This is a genomic window from Streptomyces sp. NPDC096136 (assembly GCF_044763325.1).
Taxonomy (GTDB): Bacteria; Actinomycetota; Actinomycetes; order Streptomycetales; family Streptomycetaceae; genus Streptomyces.
Genome location: NZ_JBIWFZ010000020.1, coordinates 113,397 through 130,105, shown reverse-complemented (window position 1 = coordinate 130,105; position 16,709 = coordinate 113,397). Strand labels below are relative to the sequence as shown.

The following is a 16,709-nucleotide window of genomic DNA, read 5'->3' as shown; positions in this document are numbered from 1 at the left end:
GGTATGGAAAAGCCCCCGTCCACCAGGGGTGGACGGGGGCGGAAGTGAGCGGGATGTCAGTCAGGAATCAGCCTTTCCTCACCACGCCGGACTTCAGCTGCATGGAGCCGAAGCCTTCGATCCGGCAATCGATGTCGTGGCCGTCGACTCCGTCGACGAGGCGGATGTTGCGCACCTTGGTGCCGGCCTTGATGCCGGTCGGGTGCCCCTTGACCTTCAGCCCCTTGACGACGGTCACGGTGTCGCCGTCGGCGAGCACGTTGCCGACCGCGTCCTTGACCACCCGCTCCCGCGGGGCGCCGCCGTCGGTCTCGCCGACCGCGAGCGACCACTCGTGCCCGCATTCGGGGCAGACGAGGAGGGTGCCCATCTCGTAGGCGTACGCGCCGGAGCATTCGGGGCAGGGGGGAAGTGCGGTGTCGGTCATGTGACCATCCTAGGAAGCGGATGAAAGCGGATGAATCACAGCGGTGCCCCGCCGACCGAAGTCGACGGGGCACCGGAGCGCACGCTCTCCCGGGGGACGGTCAGGCGACCGGGACCGGGTAGGTCGGGTACTCGACGCCGGACACGTGCTGGACCACACGGATGACCTGGCAGGAGTAGCCGAACTCGTTGTCGTACCAGAGGTACAGGATCGCGTTGTCACCGTCGACCTTGGTGGCGCCGGCGTCCACGATCGAGGCGTGGCGCGAGCCGACGAAGTCCATGGAGACGGCGTCGGGGGCGGTGGTGAAGTCGATCTGGCGCTTCAGCGGCGAGTGCAGGGAGACGCCGCGGAGGTACTCGAGGACCTCGTCGCGGGTGGTCTCGCGGCCCAGGCGCAGGCTGAGGATGGCGATCGAGACGTCCGGGACGGGGACGCGGATCGAGCTGCCGGTGATCGGCGCCTTGAGGTCGGGCAGCGCCTTCGCGACGGCGGAGGCGGCGCCGGTCTCGGTGATGACCATGTTCAGCGGCGCGGAGCGGCCGCGGCGGTCGGCCTTGTGGTAGTTGTCCAGGAGGTTCTGGTCGTTGGTGAACGAGTGGACGGTCTCCACGTGGCCGCGCAGCACGCCGTACTCGTCGTCCATGGCCTTGAGCGGCGGGACGATCGCGTTGGTGGTGCAGGAGGCGCAGGAGAGGATCTGCTCGTCCGGCTTGATCGTGTCGTGGTTGACGCCGTGCACGATGTTCGGGACGTCGCCCTTGCCCGGGGCGGTCAGGACGACCTTGTCGATACCGGGGCGCAGGTGCTTGGAGAGGCCCTCGCGGTCGCGCCACTTGCCGGTGTTGTCGATGAGGATGGCGTCCTTGATGCCGTACGCCGTGTAGTCGACCTCGGAGGGGTCGTTCGCGTAGATCACGCGGATCGCGTTGCCGTTGGCGATGATCGTGCTGTTCGCCTCGTCGACCGTGATCGTGCCCTGGAACTGGCCGTGGATCGAGTCGCGGCGCAGCAGCGAGGCGCGCTTGACCAGGTCCGCCTCGCCGCCACCGCGGACGACGATGGCGCGCAGGCGCAGGCCGTTGCCGGAGCCGGCCTTCTCGATGAGCAGGCGGGCGACGAGGCGGCCGATGCGGCCGAAGCCGTAGAGGACGACGTCGCGGCCGGAGGAGCCCTCCAGCTTGTTCTCGCCGGTGGCGCCGGCGAGGGCCTCGGCGGTGAAGTCGGCCACGGACAGGCCGCGGTCGTCGCTGTTGTAGTTCGCGGCGAGCATGCCGATGTCGATCTGCGACGGACCGAGATCGAGCGCGGCGAGGGCCTGCAGGAACGGCATGGTCTCGGTGACCGAGAGCTCCTCGCCGTCGATCTGCCGGGCGAACCGGTGGGTCTTGAGGATGCTGACCACCGACTTGTTCACCAGGGAGCGGCTGTGCAGCAGGATCGTTACATCCCGCTCGCGGTGCAGCTTCCCGATGATCGGGATCATCGACTCCGCGATCTCCTCGCGGGTCTTCCAGTTGCTGAACGAGTCCTCGTTGACAGTCACAGAGTTATCTTTCGAGCTAGGCGGCGCTCATATGCTAACCCGACCGCGCCCGGCATCCTCTGCGGGGGTGGCGGGGAAACCGCCCGCGACCAGGGGCGCACAGCGCGTGAGCGCGCGGCGGGGGTGCGGGGGCGGGGCGGCGGCGGAGGTCAGCCGAGGGTCGGATGGGCTTCCGGGTGGGCGTCCCACCATGTCCGGTGGAAGGCGTTGTTGTCCACGTTCGCCAGGTAGGCCTCCACTGCCGCCCGGTGGAGCAGCTCCGCCTGGTGCGCGGAGACCGACGCCCGGTTCCAGGCCAGCCGGATCCGGCCGGTGACGGGGGTGCCGGCCAGGGGCCGCATGACCGTGCCCGGTACGGCGGGGGCGGTGGGCTGGCTGAGCGAGACCGCCCGGCCCGCCGCGATCAGGTCGTGCTGCATCTTGCGGTCGGTGATCCGGTAGCGCAGCGAGGGGGTGAAGCCCGCCCTGGCGCAGGCCTCGATCAGGGCCTCGGGGCCGCCGTCGTCGTCCTGGACGAGGGTCATCCACTGCTCGCCGGCCAGGTCGGCCAGGTCGAGCCGGGTGCGGCCGGCCAGGGGGTGGCGCGCGGACATCCGGATGCAGAACGGCTCCCGGGGCACGACGGTGCGGGCCTGGACGCCGCCGGGCAGGGGGACCTCGTAGTCGTTGACCTCGCCGTAGACGATGGCGTCGTACCGGCCGGCGCCGAGCATCCGTACGAGGGCCGTCACCGAGGTCTCCAGGTCCACCGCCACCTCCCGCCCGGCCAGGGCCAGGTCGGTGCGGGCGAGCAGTCCGTCCAGGAGGACCAGCAGGATGCAGCCGAGCCGCAGGGGCGCGTCCGCCGACAGGGCGCGGGCCTCGGCCCCCAGGGCGTCCATCTCGCCGAGCACCCGGCGGGCCTTGGCGAGGACGAAGTGGCCCAGCGGGGTGGGCTCCACCCCGCTGCGGCCGCGGACGAAGAGTTCGCCGCCGGTGACCCGCTCGATCCTGCGCAGCTGGGCGGAGAGCGCCGGCTGGGAGACCCCGAGCCGGCGCGCGGCCGCGCCCAGACTGCCTGCTTCCGCTATCCGGCAGACGGCTTGCAGGTGCCTCAACTCCAGCTGCATCCCGGCAGCTTACGCAGCGTCACCGCGCCGCACCATAACCCGGGCCTTATGCCCGCAGGGATGTCCCAATCTCGCCATGTCCACGCTCATACTCGGCGACGGCGCAAGCCAGACACCCCCCACACACACGATCGGAGTGGACTCGTGCAGCCCACCAGATGGACGGCGTCCGTGGCGGCCTTCGCGCTGACCGCGAGCCTCGCCGGAGCGCTGGCCGGCACCGCGTCGGCCGCGCAGCAGCCGGATCCCGTACCGCCCCGGCCCTCGCGGGCCGACCGGGCCGTGGCCGCCGCGGACGCGGCCGTCCGCAGCGGCCTCGACGGCCTGGTCAACCAGCCGCAACAGCAGTACGACCGCCGCCTGGTCACCCCCTGGGTGCAGGACCTGTTCTCCGTCGCGTACGAGCGCAGCTACCGCGGCCTGCCGGTCGTCGGCGGCGACGCGGTCGTCCTCGCGGACGGGGAGGGCAAGGTCCGCGCCCTCCAGTCGGCCTCCTCGACCGTGATCGACGTCGCGACCACCCCGACCGTCACCGCCAGGGCGGCCGAGTCCTCGGCCCGGGCCGAACTGGCCCGGGTGGAACGGGTGGAGAGCAGCCGTCTGGTCGTCCGGCTCAAGGCCGACAAGCCGGTCCTGGCCTGGGAGACGGTCCTGACCGGGTCGACGAAGTCGGCGCCCAGCCGGCTGCACGTCTTCGTGGACGCCCGCACCGGCAGGGTCGTCGACCGCTGGGACGAGGTCGTCGCGGGCAGCGGCAGCAGCAAGTGGAACGGCCCCAACCCGCTGACGGTCGACACCACCGCCTCCGGCGGCACCTACTCCCTGCGCGACCCGAACCGCCCGGGCCTGAGCTGCGCGGACTACAGCAGCGGCACCGTCTTCTCGAAGTCCTCGGACTCCTGGGGCACCGGCAACCCGACCTCCAAGGAGACCGGGTGCACGGACCTCATGTTCGCCGCGCAGAAGCAGTGGGACATGCTGCGCCAGTGGCTCGGCCGCAACGGCGTCGACGGCAACGGCCGCAGCTTCCCGGGCAAGGTGGGCCTGGGCGACCTCAACGCGTACTGGGACGGCAGCTCCGTCACCATCGGCCACAACAGTGCCAACGAGTGGATCGCCGGCATCGACGTGGTGGGCCACGAGTACGGGCACGCCATCGACACCAACACCCCCGGCGGCACCAGCGGCCAGGAAGCCGGGCTCGGCGAGGGCACCGGCGACATCTTCGGCGCGCTGACCGAGGCGTACGCCAACGAGCCCGCCCCGTACGACACCCCCGACTACACCGTCGGCGAGATGATCAACCTCCAGGGCCGGGGCCCGATCCGGAACATGTACAACCCCTCGGCGGTCAACAACGACCCGTCCTGCTACAGCTCCGCGATACCGGGCACCGAGGTGCACGCGGCCGCGGGCCCCCTGAACCACTGGTTCTACCTGCTGGCCGAGGGCAGCAACCCCGGCGGCGGCAAGCCGGCCAGCAGCACCTGCAACCAGTCCACGGTCACCGGCGTGGGCGTGCAGAACGCCGGCAAGATCTTCTACGGCGCCATGCTGCTCAAGACCAGCAGCATGTCCTACAAGAAGTACCGGACGGCGACGCTGAGTTCCGCGAAAGCCCTCGACGCCTCCTGCGACCTGTTCAACAAGACCAAGGCCGCCTGGGACGCGATCAGCGTGCCGGCCCAGTCCGGCGACCCCGCCTGCGCCCCCAGCGGCCAGGGCGACTTCTCGCTCACCCTCAACCCGGCGTCGGGCAGCGTGCAGCAGGGCGCCTCGGTGACCACCACCGTGGCCACCAGCACCACCACCGGCCAGGCCCAGCAGGTCACCCTCACCGCGAGCGGACTGCCCTCCGGGGTCACCGCCGCCTTCAACCCGGCCACCGTGCAGTCCGGCCAGTCCTCCACCCTGACCCTGTCCGCGAGCTCCACCACGGCTCCCGGGCCGGCCACGGTCACCGTCAAGGGCCAGGGCGCCGCCCTCGCGCACACCGCCGACTACGCCCTGACCGTCGGCGGCGGCCAGCCCGACCCCACCACCCCGCCGGACATCAGCGCGGCCAACGTCCAGGCCCACCTGAACCAGCTGGGCACCATCGCCACGCAGAACGGCGGCAACCGCCGCGCCGGCAGCGGCGGCCACACCCAGTCCCTCGCCTACATCAAGGGCAAGCTCCAGGCGGCCGGCTACACCGTCACCGAGCAGGCCTGCACCTCCTGCACCTACCCGTCGAACAATCTGATCGCCGACTGGCCGGGCGGCCCCGACGACCAGACCGTGATGTTCGGCGCCCACCTCGACGGCGTCTCCGCCGGCCCGGGCATCAACGACAACGGCTCCGGCTCCGCGACCCTGCTGGAGAACGCGCTGGTCCTGGCCCAGAAGAACCCCGCCATGACCAAGCACGTGCGGTTCGCCTGGTGGACCGACGAGGAGCAGGGCCTCAACGGCTCGAAGTTCTACGTGGGGCAGCTGAGCAGCGCCCAGCGCGCCGCCATCAAGGGCTACTACAACTTCGACATGGTCGGCTCGCCCAACGGCGGCTACTTCATCAACAACGTCAACTCCACCACGGCCGCCCCCCTCAAGGCGTACTGGACCTCGCTGAACCTCGCGCCCGAGGAGAACACCGAGGGCCAGGGCCGCAGTGACGACTACTCCTTCCAGCAGGCCGGCATCCCCACCTCCGGCTACGCGGCCGGCGCCAGCGCCCGCAAGACCTCCGCGCAGGCCGCGAAGTGGGGCGGCACCGCGAACGCGGCGTACGACTCCTGCTACCACAGCTCCTGCGACACCCCGGCCAACATCAGCGCCACGGTCCTGGACCGCAGCGCCGACGGGGTCGCCTACGCCATCTGGAAGCAGGCCGTCGGCGGCACCGCCCCGGCCTCCGACTTCTCCCTCTCCACCTCCCCCGCCGCGGGCACCGCCGCGCCGGGCGGCAGCGTCACCTCGACGGTGAACACCGCCACCGTCAGCGGCAGCCCCCAGAACGTCGCCCTGACGGTCTCGGGCGCCCCGGCCGGCGTCACCGCCACCCTCAGCCCGTCCTCCGTACAGTCCGGCCAGTCCTCCACCCTCACCGTCCAGGTGGCCGCCGGCACCGCCCCCGGCACGGCGACCCTGACCGTGACCGGCACCGGCTCCACCACCCACGGCACCACGTACACGCTGACCATCGGCGGGGGCGGCGGCAGCTGCACCCCGGCCGAGGTCGTGGCCAACGGCGGCTTCGAGAACGGCGCCGCCCCCTGGAGCGCCACCTCCGGGGTCATCACCAACCAGGCCGGCGAGACCCCGCACGCCGGCGCCTACATGGCGTGGCTCAACGGCTGGGGCTCCCCGCGCACCGACAGCGCCGCGCAGTCGCTGACCCTCCCGGCCGGCTGCTCCTCGGCCCGCCTCTCCTTCTACCTGCACATCGACACCGACGAGACCGAGAGCACCGTCTACGACACGTTCACCGTCTCGGTGGGCGGCCAGACCCTGGAGACCCTGTCCAACGCGGACGCGGGATCCGGCTACGTGCTCAAGAGCTACGACGTCTCCCCGTTCGCCGGGCAGACCGTCACCCTGCGGTTCCAGGGGGTGGAGGACCAGTCCCTCCAGACCTCCTTCGTGGTCGACGACGTCACCCTCCGGGTGAGCTGACCGACCCCGCGGCATCCTCCAGGGGCCCGGTCCGGCGACCCGCCGGACCGGGCTCCGCCGCGTCCACCCCTGTCCACGGCGTCAGGACGGCGGCCCGGCTTTGGACACGGCGGCGCATCACGGGCCGCCGGGCGCTCCGGCATGATCGGTTCCCCGAGCCCCGACCCCAGGAGATCCCAGACATGTCCGACATCGTGGTCCGCACCGCCCAGCCCGGGGACTTCGCCCAGTGGCGCGCCCTGTACCGGGGGTACGCCGACTTCTACCGGGTGGAGCAGACCGAGGAGGCCGCGGGGACCGTCTGGGCCTGGATCAACGACCCCGCGCACGAGGTCGGCGCCCTGGTGGCCGAGGACACCGAGGGCCGGCTGGTCGGCCTCGCCCACTACCGCCCCTTCGCCCGCCCGCTGTCCGCGACGACCGGCTGTTTCCTGGACGACCTGTTCGTCGCCCCCGAACACCGCGGCTGCGGCGCCGCCGACCTGCTGCTCGGCGCCCTGCGCGAGCTCGCGGCGGAGCGCGGCTGGAGCGTCGTCCGGTGGATCACCGCCGACGACAACCACCGGGCGCGGTCCAAGTACGACCAGGTGGCCACTCGCACCATGTGGGTCACGTACGACATGGCCCCCGGCCGCTGACCCCCTGTGCCCGCCCTACCCGGCGGCGTCCGCGCAGGCCGGACAGACCCGGTCCGCGTACTCCTGCGGGTACCAGGGCGCACCCGGGTCCCCGGAGGGCTGCCGGGGGGCCGTCTCCATGGCGAAGGTGTCCCGGCCGCAGAGCGTCCGGGGGCCGCGTACGGAGCTGCGGCCAGGGGCGGCGGGAGCCGCGTGTACGCGCAGGACGGACCCCTCGCCGCCCGGCCGGTCGTACTCGTACACGACCACGGTCTCGCTCATACCTCGACGATAGGCGGCCCGGCCGCACCCCGCGCGCCCGCACCGGTGCCGCGTCAGACGACGGCCTCCCCGTCCCGTTCGCCTCCGACACAGGTCCACAATCCGGTCGAGGAGTCGTACTGGACCTTTCCCCCTGTGGCCTTGCACGTGGCCGTGTCCACGTCGGCCTGAGCGGCATGGACCCCGGCGCCGAGAACGGCGAGGACGACGGCGGCGATGAGCCCGAGAACCCTTCTGCGCATGGGAACCTCCAGGGAGAACGAGGGAGGGGTCACCACCAGTCTCACCCCGCCCCCGGCCGGACCGCACCCGCTGTCCCCTCGGGGCGCGCTCACCCGGGCACGGAAGCAGACTGGTGCCATGGCGAACACACCCGTGGTAGCCGTGGGAGCGCCGGATGCGTTCGGGTGGCGGAAGGTCACCATCGACGACAGGCCCGCCGGAAGGGTCCGCAGCGCCAAGGGACTGCAGAGGCTCTTGCACCGTTCCGGCATCCCCTTCGCACACGACATCCGCTGGCACGGCGGGGACGGCACCGCGTGGCCGGACCACCCGTGCCGCAGACGGGTCCACGGCCTCCTCATGGCGACCGGCCTCCTGGCAACCGCATACGTGTTCGTCAGGATCGGCATGTCGGACACCTTCACGGCCCTGACCTACCTCGGGCGCATGACCGGGTTCATCTTCCTCCTCATGGCCGTGACCGAAGTGGTGGCCGCGGCGGCCACGTTCGACTACTGGGGCAAGCGGGAGATCAGGTATTCGGGGACGGTCATCCTGATCGGAGCCGCGGCTTCCCTCAGCGCCAGCGCCGTCCTGCTCTTCATACAGCTCCACGGCGGGCGGTACACGCATTGGCTGTTGCTGTGGTGCGCCCTCGTCCCGTGGTCCCTCTGGACCCTGTCGGTGCTCATCCACGGCCGGGCGTGGAAGGGCCTGCCCAATCCCCGGCGGATCGCGATCGGGGTGGTGATCTCCACCCTGCTGGCGTTCGCCAACCTCGCCTACACCCATGTCTACGTCCCCTCGACGACGGCTCCGCTGATCGAGATCACAACGGCCTTCGGCACACCGAGCCTCAACGAGGAGCGGACGAAGCTCTTCGTCCCGTTCCATTTCCAGGTGAAGAACTCCGGCCAGATACCCGTGTACGTCCTGGGCAGCATCTACTGGGTCTACGGCAAGCCCGTCAGCGCGAAGCCGGAGGACTCCGCCCGGCGGAGGGTGATCCGCTCGGACGAATTCATCCAGCCGTCGGGCAGGCCCTTGAATCCGGGCGAGGACTGGGCGCAGGACGAGGTCGCCGTGATCGACAGACCGGCCGAGACCCCGTTCGAGACGATCAGGATCGAAACCGAGGCGTGGGTGGCCCGGAAGGACAGGATGGCCATCAACAACGACTACGTGACCCTGCGAAAGCAGTCGTCGACGCTCCGGAAGGAGAAGAAGGACCAGTCCCCGCCGGGGCCGGAATCGCCGTACTACCGGTATCAGGGCAATGTCGCGAACAGCAACGAGATCCTCAACATGACCCGCGGCCGGCAGCGCATCACGCTCTGGCACACGACGGACCCGTCCGCCCCGTACGTCGCCGTAAGGCTGGGCCCGCCCGACGAGAACAAGCCGTTCACCCCCACCAGCAGCCCGAAGGAGCAGCGGGACCGCGGCAGGTACGGGCTCAGCCTGGTGCGCGGCTCCGTGACGCAGAAGCCCCTCGCGGAACTCCGCGAGAGGGCGGAGGCGCTGGTGGAGCACCGCACCGGGGTGACCCCGATGACGGGCCCGGGCACCGCTCCCTGACCCGGGCGGCGGCCCGCGCCCGAGGGCCCGTCCCGGCGCGCCGGATCCGACGGTCCATCAGGTCAAGCGTCCCGGACCCTTGACTCCTTACGCGCCAGTAGCGATTCTCGTGCCCTCTGTTGTGCGGGGCATGACAACTCATGCCTTGATTCGACCGCGCTCGCCGCCGACCGAAGGCATGAGTGATCACCTTGACCCCTCACCCTCCCCCACGCCCGCGCCGCCGGCGCCGGCGTCCCTTCGCGCTCCTCTCGCTCCTGATCGCCGCGTTCGCGATGGTGCTCGGGCCCGCGCCCGCCTCCCTCGCCGACTCCGCGGCCGATCCCGGCTGGTGGAACCCCACGGCCCGGCCCCAGCCCGACTCCGACGTCAACGTGACCGGTGAGCCCTTCAAGGGCACCGACGCCCAGGGCAGGGTCCGCGGCTTCGTCGACGCCCACGACCACCTGATGTCCAACGAGGGCTTCGGCGGCCGGCTGATCTGCGGCAAGCCCTTCTCCGAGATGGGCGTCGCCGACGCCCTCAAGGACTGCCCCGAGCACTACCCCGACGGCACCCTCGCCGTCTTCGACTTCATCACCAAGGGCGGGGACGGCAAGCACGACCCCAACGGCTGGCCCACCTTCAAGGACTGGCCCGCCCACGACTCGCTGACGCACCAGCAGAACTACTACGCCTGGGTCGAGCGGGCCTGGCGCGGCGGCCAGCGGGTCCTCGTCAACGACCTCGTCACCAACGGGGTGATCTGCTCGGTCTACTTCTTCAAGGACCGCGGCTGCGACGAGATGACCGCCATCCGCCTCGAGGCCCAGAAGACGTACGACATGCAGGCGTTCATCGACAAGATGTACGGCGGCCCCGGAAAGGGCTGGTTCCGCATCGTCACCAGCTCCGACCAGGCCCGCGAGGTCATCAAGCAGGGCAAGCTGGCCGTCGTCATGGGCGTGGAGACCTCCGAGCCCTTCGGCTGCAAGCAGATCCTCGACGTCGCGCAGTGCTCCAAGGAGGACATCGACCGGGGCCTGGACGAGCTGTACAAGCTGGGCGTGCGCAGCATGTTCCTGTGCCACAAGTTCGACAACGCCCTGTGCGGCGTGCGGTTCGACGAGGGCGCCCTCGGCACCGCGATCAACGTCGGCCAGTTCCTGTCGACCGGAACCTTCTGGAAGACCGAGCAGTGCACCGGCCCTCAGAAGGACAACCCGATCGGCCTGGCCCCCGCTCCCGCGGCGCAGAAGGAGCTCCCGGCGGGGGTGGCGGTGCCCACGTACGCCGCCGGCGCCCAGTGCAACACCCGCGGGCTCACCGAACTCGGCGAGTACGCCGTGCGCGGCATGATGAAGCGCAAGATGATGCTCGAGGTCGACCACATGAGCGTCAAGGCCGCGGGCCGCGCCTTCGACATCCTGGAGTCGGAGTCGTACCCGGGCGTGATCTCCTCGCACAGCTGGATGGACCTCGGCTGGACCGAGCGCCTCTACAAGCTCGGCGGTTTCGCCGCCCAGTACATGAGCGGCTCCGAGGCGTTCAGCGCGGAGGCCAAGCGCACGGACGCGCTCCGCGACAAGTACCACGTCGGCTACGGCTACGGCACCGACATGAACGGCGTCGGCGGCTGGCCCGGCCCCCGGGGCGCGAACACCCCGAACCCGGTGAAGTACCCCTTCCGCAGCACCGACGGCGGCTCGGTCATCGACCGGCAGACCGCCGGGCAGCGCACCTGGGACCTCAACACCGACGGCGCCGCCCACTACGGGCTGGTCCCCGACTGGATCGAGGACATCCGGCTGGTCGGCGGCCAGGACGTGGTCGACGACCTGTTCAAGGGCGCCGAGTCCTACCTCACCACCTGGGGCGCGTCCGAGAAGCACCAGGGCAGCGTCAACCTCGCCACCGGCGCGTCCGCCTCGGCGTCCACCTCGGAGTGGTGGAACCCCTTCGTCGACTACTCCCCCGCCCGGGCCGTGGACGGCGACTCCGGCACCCGCTGGGCCAGCGAGTGGAACGACAACCAGTGGCTGCGCATCGACCTGGGCTCCGCGCACCGCATCGGGCGCGTCACCCTGGACTGGGAGCGCGCGTACGGGAAGGCGTACCGGATCGAGACGTCCACGGACGGCTCGGACTGGCAGACGGCCTGGTCCACGACCGACAGCGACGGCGGCCTGGACACGGCCCGGTTCGACGGCGTGACGGCACGCTACCTCCGCGTCCAGGGGGTCCAGCGCGCCACCCAGTGGGGCTACTCCCTGCACGAGGTCGGCGTCTTCAGCAGCTGAGGCGGCGGGGGCCGGCCGGACCGGCCGGCCCCCGCTCCGGCCTCGTGACACGAGAGGGGTTCCCGGTTCCATGGCCCGGATGCCGTCGGCGGAGCGGCGGACCCAGCTGACCGAGGCCGCGATCCGCGCCATGACCCGCGACGGCGTCGCCCGCACCACGACCCGGTCGATCGCCGCCGAGGCCGGGGTGTCGCTCAGCGTCTTCCACTACTGCTTCGACTCCAAGCAGGCCCTGCTCGAAGCCGTCATCGAGACGATCACCGCGCACTACATCACGGTGGTCAAGGAGGCGATCCGCCCGAAGCCGACCCTGCGCGAGACGATCCGGGCCGGCTTCCAGGCGTACTGGGACCACGTGTGCGCCCAGCCCGGCGAGCACATGCTGACGTACGAGCTCACCCAGTACGCCCTGCGCCAGCCGGGGTTCGAGCACCTGGCGCGCCGCCAGTACGCCCTGTACCGCGACACCTACGAGGAGCTGATCCGGCAGCTGGGCCGCGACACCGGCCTGCGGCCCCGGGTCCCGGTCGGCGTCCTGGCCAGCTATCTGGCCGCGATGACGGACGGGCTGACCCTCGCCCTGCTGGTCCTCGGCGACGAGAAGGCGGCCGCGGAGATCCTGGACATGATCACCGACCATGTCCAGGGCCTCATGGAGGCGTGACGCTCAGGCCGGATCCGCCGCCTGCCACACGGTGGTGATGTTGCAGAACTCCCGGATGCCGTGCCCGGACAGCTCCCGCCCGTAGCCGGACCGCTTGACGCCGCCGAAGGGCAGGGCGGGGTGGGAGGCCGTCATCCCGTTGACGAAGATGCCGCCGGCCTCCAGCTCGTGGACGAACCGCTCCAGTTCGGCGCCGTCCCGGGTCCAGACGTTCGAACTCAGTCCGAACGGCGTGTGGTTGGCCCGCTCCACGGCCTCGTCGAGGCTGCCCACCCGGTAGAGGGTGGCGACGGGTCCGAAGGTCTCCTCCAGGTCGATCCGCATCGCCGGGGTGACGTCGGCCAGCACGGTGGGCTCGTAGAACCAGCCGTCCGGGTGCCCGGGCGGGCGCCGGCCCCCGCACAGGACCGTGGCCCCCTGGCGGACGGCGTCGTCGACCAGCTCCTCCACGTCCGCGCGGCCGCTCTCGGTGGCGAGCGGGCCGACGTCCGTGGACTCGTGCATCGGGTCGCCGACCGTCAGCCCCGCCATGCCCTCGGTGAAGAGCCGGGCGAACTCCTCGTAGACGTCCGTGTGCACGATGAACCGCTTGGCGGCGATGCAGGACTGGCCGTTGTTCTGCACCCGCGCGGTCACGGCCGTCTTCGCGGCGCGGGCGATGTCGGCGGAGGGCATCACGACGTACGGGTCGCTGCCGCCGAGCTCCAGGACGGTCTTCTTGACCTCGTCCCCGGCGACCGAGGCCACCGCCCGCCCGGCCGGTTCGCTGCCGGTCAGGGTGGCGGCGGCGACCCTGGGGTCGCGCAGGATGCCCTCGACGGGGCCCGACCCGATCAGCAGGGTCTGGAAACAGCCCCGCGGGAAGCCGGCCCGCTCGAAGAGGTCGCCCAGGTAGAGAGCCGTCTGGGGGACGTTGGAGGAGTGCTTCAGCAGGCCCACGTTCCCTGCCATGAGGGCGGGCGCCGCGAACCGCACGACCTGCCAGAGCGGGAAGTTCCACGGCATGACGGCGAGCACCACCCCGATGGGCCGGTAGCGCACCCGGACGGCCGAGGCCCCCGCGTCGCGGACGTCGGAGTCGGCGGGGTGCTCGTCGGCGAGGAGGCCCTCGGCGTGGGCGGCGTACCAGCGCATCGCCTTGACGCACTTGGCCGCCTCGGCGCGGGCGGCGGCCAGCGGCTTGCCCATCTCGATGGTCATGGTGCGGGCGACGTCCTCGGCCTCGGCCTCCAGGAGGTCGGCCGCGCGGTTCAGCAGCGCGGAGCGCTCGGCGAAGGTGGTCCGCCGGTAGGAGGCGGCCGTGCGCGCGGCCTCGTCCAGGCAGCGCTCGATGCCGTCGGCGTCGAGCGCGTCGAAGGTGCGCAGGGTCTGGCCTGTCGTGGGGTTGACGGTGGCGATGGGCATGGTCCGACCTTCCTGCGGGGGATCGCCCCACCGACCCTGCCCGCCCGCTCCCGGCCGCGCAACGCGAGGACCGGCCGCGCGCCGGGACGTTTCCGCACGGGCTCCGCCGCGGCCGCACAATGGGACCAGGAGACCCGGAGGAGCCGGGCGGGAGGCGCACGGACCGTGGACGAGCGGGCACAGGACGAGCCGGAGCGCGGCCGGGAGTGGGCCCGGGACCTGGTGGCGGGCCTGACCGCCGCCGAGGAGGTCGACCGGGCCCTGGCCGCCGCGCTCGACCCGCACCCCGATCTGCAGGCGGAGAACGACGACCGGCGCGCCCGCGCCGTGCACGCGGCCGCGATGGGGCTGGGCCCGGCGGGCTGCGCCGCGGCGGCCGGGATCCCGGAGGCGCTGCTCGCCGGGTGGCGGGCCCAGGACCCCGCCTTCGAGGCCGCGCTCGCGGCGGCGACGGCCCTGTCGGCGGCGCACCGGGGGCCGGCGCGGGGGCGGATCGGCGCGCTGGGCCTGCGGCTGTTCCTGCAGTCCGTGGCCCGGGGCGCGCACGCCGGCACGGCCGCCGCGATCATCGGCCTGCGCTCCGACCAGCTGCTGCGGCTGCGCCGGGCGAACCCGCTGGTGGCCGCGCTCGTGGACGCGGCCGTCCAGCAGGCCCGGGGGCTGCGCGGTGGCGAGCGCCGCCCGAAGCGCGCCCCGGCCTACCGCCTGGTCACCCTCCGCGACCCGGCGTCCCCCCGGGAGCCGGTCCGTCCCCCGCCCGACGCCCCGGACCGGCCACCGGAGCCGGAGCAGCCACCGGAGCCGGACGCGCCGAACTGAGCGGACGGGCCGACCGTGGCGGGCGGGCCGGGTCGGGGCTACGGGCGGCGGCGGGGCTTGCCGCGTTTGGGGGCCGCGCCGCCGCGAGTGGGCTTGCCGCCGGACTTCGCCGCCGGCTTCCCGGCCGTCCGGGGCTTGCCGCCCGTCTTCTTCGCCGGGGCGGCCTTGCGCTCCTGCTTGGCCTGCGGCGGCGTGGCCTGACGGCCGCGCGAGCTGTTCACCGTCCGGCCCCGGACGATCCCGATGAAGTCCTCGACCATGTCGGTGGTCTTGTCCTCCGGCCAGGACAGCGCGACCCGGGAGGCGGGCGCGTCCGTCACCGTCCGGTAGGTCAGGTCCTTGCGGTGGTGCAGGCGGGCGAGGGACTGCGGGACGACGAGCACGCCGATGCCGGCCGCCACCAGCTCGATCGCGTCGGCCGTGGTGGCGGGCCGTTCGAACGCGGGCTTGCCGGGCGGGGTCTCCCAGCCCAGGACGTCGTCCAGGGGGTGCAGCACGATCTCGTCGGCCAGGTCCTCGGTCGACACCTCGTCCACGGCGGCCACGACGTGGTCCTTGGGGACCACGACCACGGTGGTCTCGGTGTAGAGCGGGATCGCGCTGAGGTCCGCGCCGTCCACGGGCAGCCGGACGAAACCGGCGTCGGCGTCACCGCCGCGCAGCGCGGCGAACGCCTCGCCGGCGGTCACGCCGACCAGGGTCAGCGGGATGTCGGGCAGCCGCTCGTTCCAGATCCGCACCCACTTGGTGGGTGTGACCCCCGGGACGTAGGCGAGCCGGAACGAAGGGGATGCATCCGAGCCTGTCACCCCGCAAGGTTACCGGGCGTGGTCGGAGCCCGCGCACATGCTCGATACCCTTGGAGCATGACGTCGCACCAGAGCACCCAGACGATGAAGCCCGCGACCGCGGCGAAGAAGCTGGGTGTGTACCTCGAGGCCACCCCCGCAGAGTTCCAGGAGGGCGTGGTCTCGCGCACCGAGCTGAACGCACTCCAGGCCGAGCCGCCCGCCTGGCTGGTGGAGCTGCGGCGCAACGGGCCGCACCCGCGCCCGGTGGTCGCCTCGAAGCTGGGCGTCTCCATCGCCGGCCTCGCGCGCGGCGGGATCACCGAGGCGCTCACCACCGAGCAGATCGAGGCCCTGAAGCAGGACAACCCGGAGTGGCTGCAGAAGGAGCGCGCCACCCAGGCCGAGGTCCGCAAGGAGGCCGTGCGCATCAAGGAGAAGCGGGCGGAGAAGGCGGACAAGGACGCGCAGAAGCGTTCCTGAGCTCCTCCCGCACGTACGACGGCCGGGCCGGGTCCTGAGGGACCCGGCCCGGCCGTCTCCGCTTCCCCGGGCCCGCCGACCGGCCTGGACGCGGGGCGGCGGGAGCGGCCGGTCGGGCCCTGCGCCGCCCTCCGGGCCGGGGCGGCCGGAAAACCGGATGGCCGGCGGGCCTCCGCGCGGCAGACTCGCCCCATGACCGGACCTGATCCCAAAGAAGACCTGCGGGTGTACCTCCAGGACGCCCGCGACGCCCTCCTGTGGAAGCTCGAAGGGCTCGGCGAGTACGACGTGCGCCGCCCCCTGACCCCCAGCGGCACCAACCTGCTGGGCCTGGTCAAGCACCTGACCAGCGCCGAGGCCCTCTACTTCGGCGCGACCTTCGGCAGGCCCTTCGAGGCGCCGGGCCTGTGGATCACGGGAGCCGCCGAGCCCAACGCGGACCTGTGGGCCACCCCGGAGGAGCCGCGTGAGCGGATCACGGAGCTGTACCGCACCGTGTGGGCCCACTCGGACCGGACGATCGAGTCGCTGGACCTCGACTCCGTCGGCCGGGTCGCGTGGGGGGCCCGGAGCGAGACCACCCTGCACCGGAGCCTGGTGCACATGATCGCCGAGACCGGCCGGCACGCCGGGCACGCCGACATCGTCCGCGAACTCGTCGACGCCGCCACGGGGCTGCGCGTCGACGGCGCGTGCACACCCCCCGGGGACACGGCCTGGTGGCGGGAGCACCGCGACCGGGTGGAGCGGGCGGCCCGGGAGGCCGGCCGCGCCGACGGCTCCGCGCCCTGAGCCCGGACCCCTCCGCCCTGAGCCCGGGCCCCGCCGGCCGGGGCC

General features: G+C 72.2%; 15 protein-coding genes. 8 read left to right on the top strand and 7 right to left on the bottom strand.

Annotation, left to right across the window (positions count from 1 at the left end):
- Nucleotides 1–67: 67 nt before the first annotated feature.
- The 3 genes from ACIRBY_RS31015 to ACIRBY_RS31005 all read right to left on the bottom strand — a co-directional run bounded on the left by ACIRBY_RS31015 (nt 68) and on the right by ACIRBY_RS31005 (nt 3,082).
- Complete coding sequence (locus ACIRBY_RS31015) at nt 68–427, bottom strand: zinc ribbon domain-containing protein YjdM (protein WP_403906801.1); 360 nt, start codon at nt 425–427, stop codon at nt 68–70.
- A gap of 100 nt (nt 428–527) precedes the next feature.
- A complete protein-coding gene (locus tag ACIRBY_RS31010; RefSeq protein ID WP_403906800.1) occupies nt 528–1,973 on the bottom strand; it encodes a glyceraldehyde-3-phosphate dehydrogenase in 1,446 nt (481 codons plus the stop codon).
- Nucleotides 1,974–2,122: 149 nt separating this feature from the next.
- On the bottom strand, nt 2,123–3,082 hold the full coding sequence (locus ACIRBY_RS31005; protein ID WP_403906798.1) for a LysR family transcriptional regulator: 960 nt from the start codon (nt 3,080–3,082) through the stop codon (nt 2,123–2,125).
- Nucleotides 3,083–3,253: 171 nt separating this feature from the next.
- Between ACIRBY_RS31005 and ACIRBY_RS31000 the strand changes: the two genes are divergently transcribed.
- Both ACIRBY_RS31000 and ACIRBY_RS30995 read left to right on the top strand, forming a co-directional pair.
- Nucleotides 3,254–6,736, top strand: a complete 3,483-nt coding sequence (locus tag ACIRBY_RS31000) for a M28 family peptidase (protein ID WP_403906874.1) — start codon at nt 3,254–3,256, stop codon at nt 6,734–6,736.
- A 182-nt stretch (nt 6,737–6,918) separates the two neighbouring features.
- A complete protein-coding gene (locus tag ACIRBY_RS30995) occupies nt 6,919–7,374 on the top strand; it encodes a GNAT family N-acetyltransferase (RefSeq protein WP_403906796.1) in 456 nt (151 codons plus the stop codon).
- 15 nt (nt 7,375–7,389) lie between these two features.
- Here the strand turns inward: ACIRBY_RS30995 and ACIRBY_RS30990 are convergent, their stop codons facing one another.
- Together ACIRBY_RS30990 and ACIRBY_RS30985 are read right to left on the bottom strand one after the other, a co-directional pair.
- Nucleotides 7,390–7,635, bottom strand: a complete 246-nt coding sequence (locus tag ACIRBY_RS30990) for a hypothetical protein (protein ID WP_403906793.1) — start codon at nt 7,633–7,635, stop codon at nt 7,390–7,392.
- Between the two features lie 53 nt (nt 7,636–7,688).
- Nucleotides 7,689–7,877, bottom strand: coding sequence for a hypothetical protein (locus ACIRBY_RS30985; protein ID WP_403906791.1), 189 nt, complete (start codon nt 7,875–7,877; stop codon nt 7,689–7,691).
- Nucleotides 7,878–7,995: 118 nt separating this feature from the next.
- Between ACIRBY_RS30985 and ACIRBY_RS30980 the strand changes: the two genes are divergently transcribed.
- The 3 genes from ACIRBY_RS30980 (at nt 7,996) to ACIRBY_RS30970 (ending at nt 12,378) form a co-directional block, all read left to right on the top strand.
- Entirely contained in the window at nt 7,996–9,435 is a 1,440-nt protein-coding gene (locus ACIRBY_RS30980; RefSeq protein WP_403906788.1) for a hypothetical protein, read from the top strand.
- 275 nt (nt 9,436–9,710) lie between these two features.
- Nucleotides 9,711–11,714, top strand: coding sequence for a discoidin domain-containing protein (locus ACIRBY_RS30975; RefSeq protein ID WP_403906872.1), 2,004 nt, complete (start codon nt 9,711–9,713; stop codon nt 11,712–11,714).
- A 70-nt stretch (nt 11,715–11,784) separates the two neighbouring features.
- The gene (locus ACIRBY_RS30970; protein WP_403906785.1) at nt 11,785–12,378 is read left to right on the top strand and encodes a TetR/AcrR family transcriptional regulator; all 594 of its coding nucleotides are present in this window, start codon (nt 11,785–11,787) and stop codon (nt 12,376–12,378) included.
- A gap of 3 nt (nt 12,379–12,381) precedes the next feature.
- Here ACIRBY_RS30970 and ACIRBY_RS30965 read toward each other — a convergent pair whose 3' ends face one another.
- Nucleotides 12,382–13,782 carry an NADP-dependent succinic semialdehyde dehydrogenase gene (locus ACIRBY_RS30965; protein WP_403906782.1) on the bottom strand — a complete coding sequence of 467 codons (1,401 nt, stop codon included), beginning with the start codon at nt 13,780–13,782 and terminating at the stop codon, nt 12,382–12,384.
- A 165-nt stretch (nt 13,783–13,947) separates the two neighbouring features.
- On the opposite strand from ACIRBY_RS30965, the gene ACIRBY_RS30960 reads away from it, so the two are divergent.
- The gene (locus tag ACIRBY_RS30960; RefSeq protein ID WP_403906779.1) at nt 13,948–14,601 is read left to right on the top strand and encodes a hypothetical protein; all 654 of its coding nucleotides are present in this window, start codon (nt 13,948–13,950) and stop codon (nt 14,599–14,601) included.
- Nucleotides 14,602–14,639: 38 nt separating this feature from the next.
- Here the strand turns inward: ACIRBY_RS30960 and ACIRBY_RS30955 are convergent, their stop codons facing one another.
- Nucleotides 14,640–15,410, bottom strand: coding sequence for a LysR substrate-binding domain-containing protein (locus tag ACIRBY_RS30955; RefSeq protein WP_403906777.1), 771 nt, complete (start codon nt 15,408–15,410; stop codon nt 14,640–14,642).
- 57 nt (nt 15,411–15,467) lie between these two features.
- On the opposite strand from ACIRBY_RS30955, the gene ACIRBY_RS30950 reads away from it, so the two are divergent.
- On the top strand, nt 15,468–15,872 hold the full coding sequence (locus ACIRBY_RS30950) for a DUF5997 family protein (protein ID WP_403906775.1): 405 nt from the start codon (nt 15,468–15,470) through the stop codon (nt 15,870–15,872).
- 192 nt (nt 15,873–16,064) lie between these two features.
- Nucleotides 16,065–16,664 (top strand): DinB family protein, encoded by a 600-nt coding sequence (locus ACIRBY_RS30945; RefSeq protein WP_403906772.1) that lies wholly within the window; start codon nt 16,065–16,067, stop codon nt 16,662–16,664.
- The last annotated feature ends 45 nt before the right edge of the window (nt 16,665–16,709 follow it).

What these genes read in the sequence shown, in the direction of transcription:
- ACIRBY_RS31015 (WP_403906801.1), bottom strand. Translation starts at nt 427, where the DNA reads ATGACCGACACCGCACTTCCCCCCTGCCCCGAATGCTCCGGCGCGTAC.
- ACIRBY_RS31005 (WP_403906798.1), bottom strand. Translation starts at nt 3,082, where the DNA reads ATGCAGCTGGAGTTGAGGCACCTGCAAGCCGTCTGCCGGATAGCGGAA.
- ACIRBY_RS30995 (WP_403906796.1), top strand. Translation starts at nt 6,919, where the DNA reads ATGTCCGACATCGTGGTCCGCACCGCCCAGCCCGGGGACTTCGCCCAG.
- ACIRBY_RS30990 (WP_403906793.1), bottom strand. Translation starts at nt 7,635, where the DNA reads ATGAGCGAGACCGTGGTCGTGTACGAGTACGACCGGCCGGGCGGCGAG.
- ACIRBY_RS30985 (WP_403906791.1), bottom strand. Translation starts at nt 7,877, where the DNA reads ATGCGCAGAAGGGTTCTCGGGCTCATCGCCGCCGTCGTCCTCGCCGTT.
- ACIRBY_RS30980 (WP_403906788.1), top strand. Translation starts at nt 7,996, where the DNA reads ATGGCGAACACACCCGTGGTAGCCGTGGGAGCGCCGGATGCGTTCGGG.
- ACIRBY_RS30975 (WP_403906872.1), top strand. Translation starts at nt 9,711, where the DNA reads ATGGTGCTCGGGCCCGCGCCCGCCTCCCTCGCCGACTCCGCGGCCGAT.
- ACIRBY_RS30970 (WP_403906785.1), top strand. Translation starts at nt 11,785, where the DNA reads ATGGCCCGGATGCCGTCGGCGGAGCGGCGGACCCAGCTGACCGAGGCC.
- ACIRBY_RS30965 (WP_403906782.1), bottom strand. Translation starts at nt 13,782, where the DNA reads ATGCCCATCGCCACCGTCAACCCCACGACAGGCCAGACCCTGCGCACC.
- ACIRBY_RS30950 (WP_403906775.1), top strand. Translation starts at nt 15,468, where the DNA reads ATGACGTCGCACCAGAGCACCCAGACGATGAAGCCCGCGACCGCGGCG.
- ACIRBY_RS30945 (WP_403906772.1), top strand. Translation starts at nt 16,065, where the DNA reads ATGACCGGACCTGATCCCAAAGAAGACCTGCGGGTGTACCTCCAGGAC.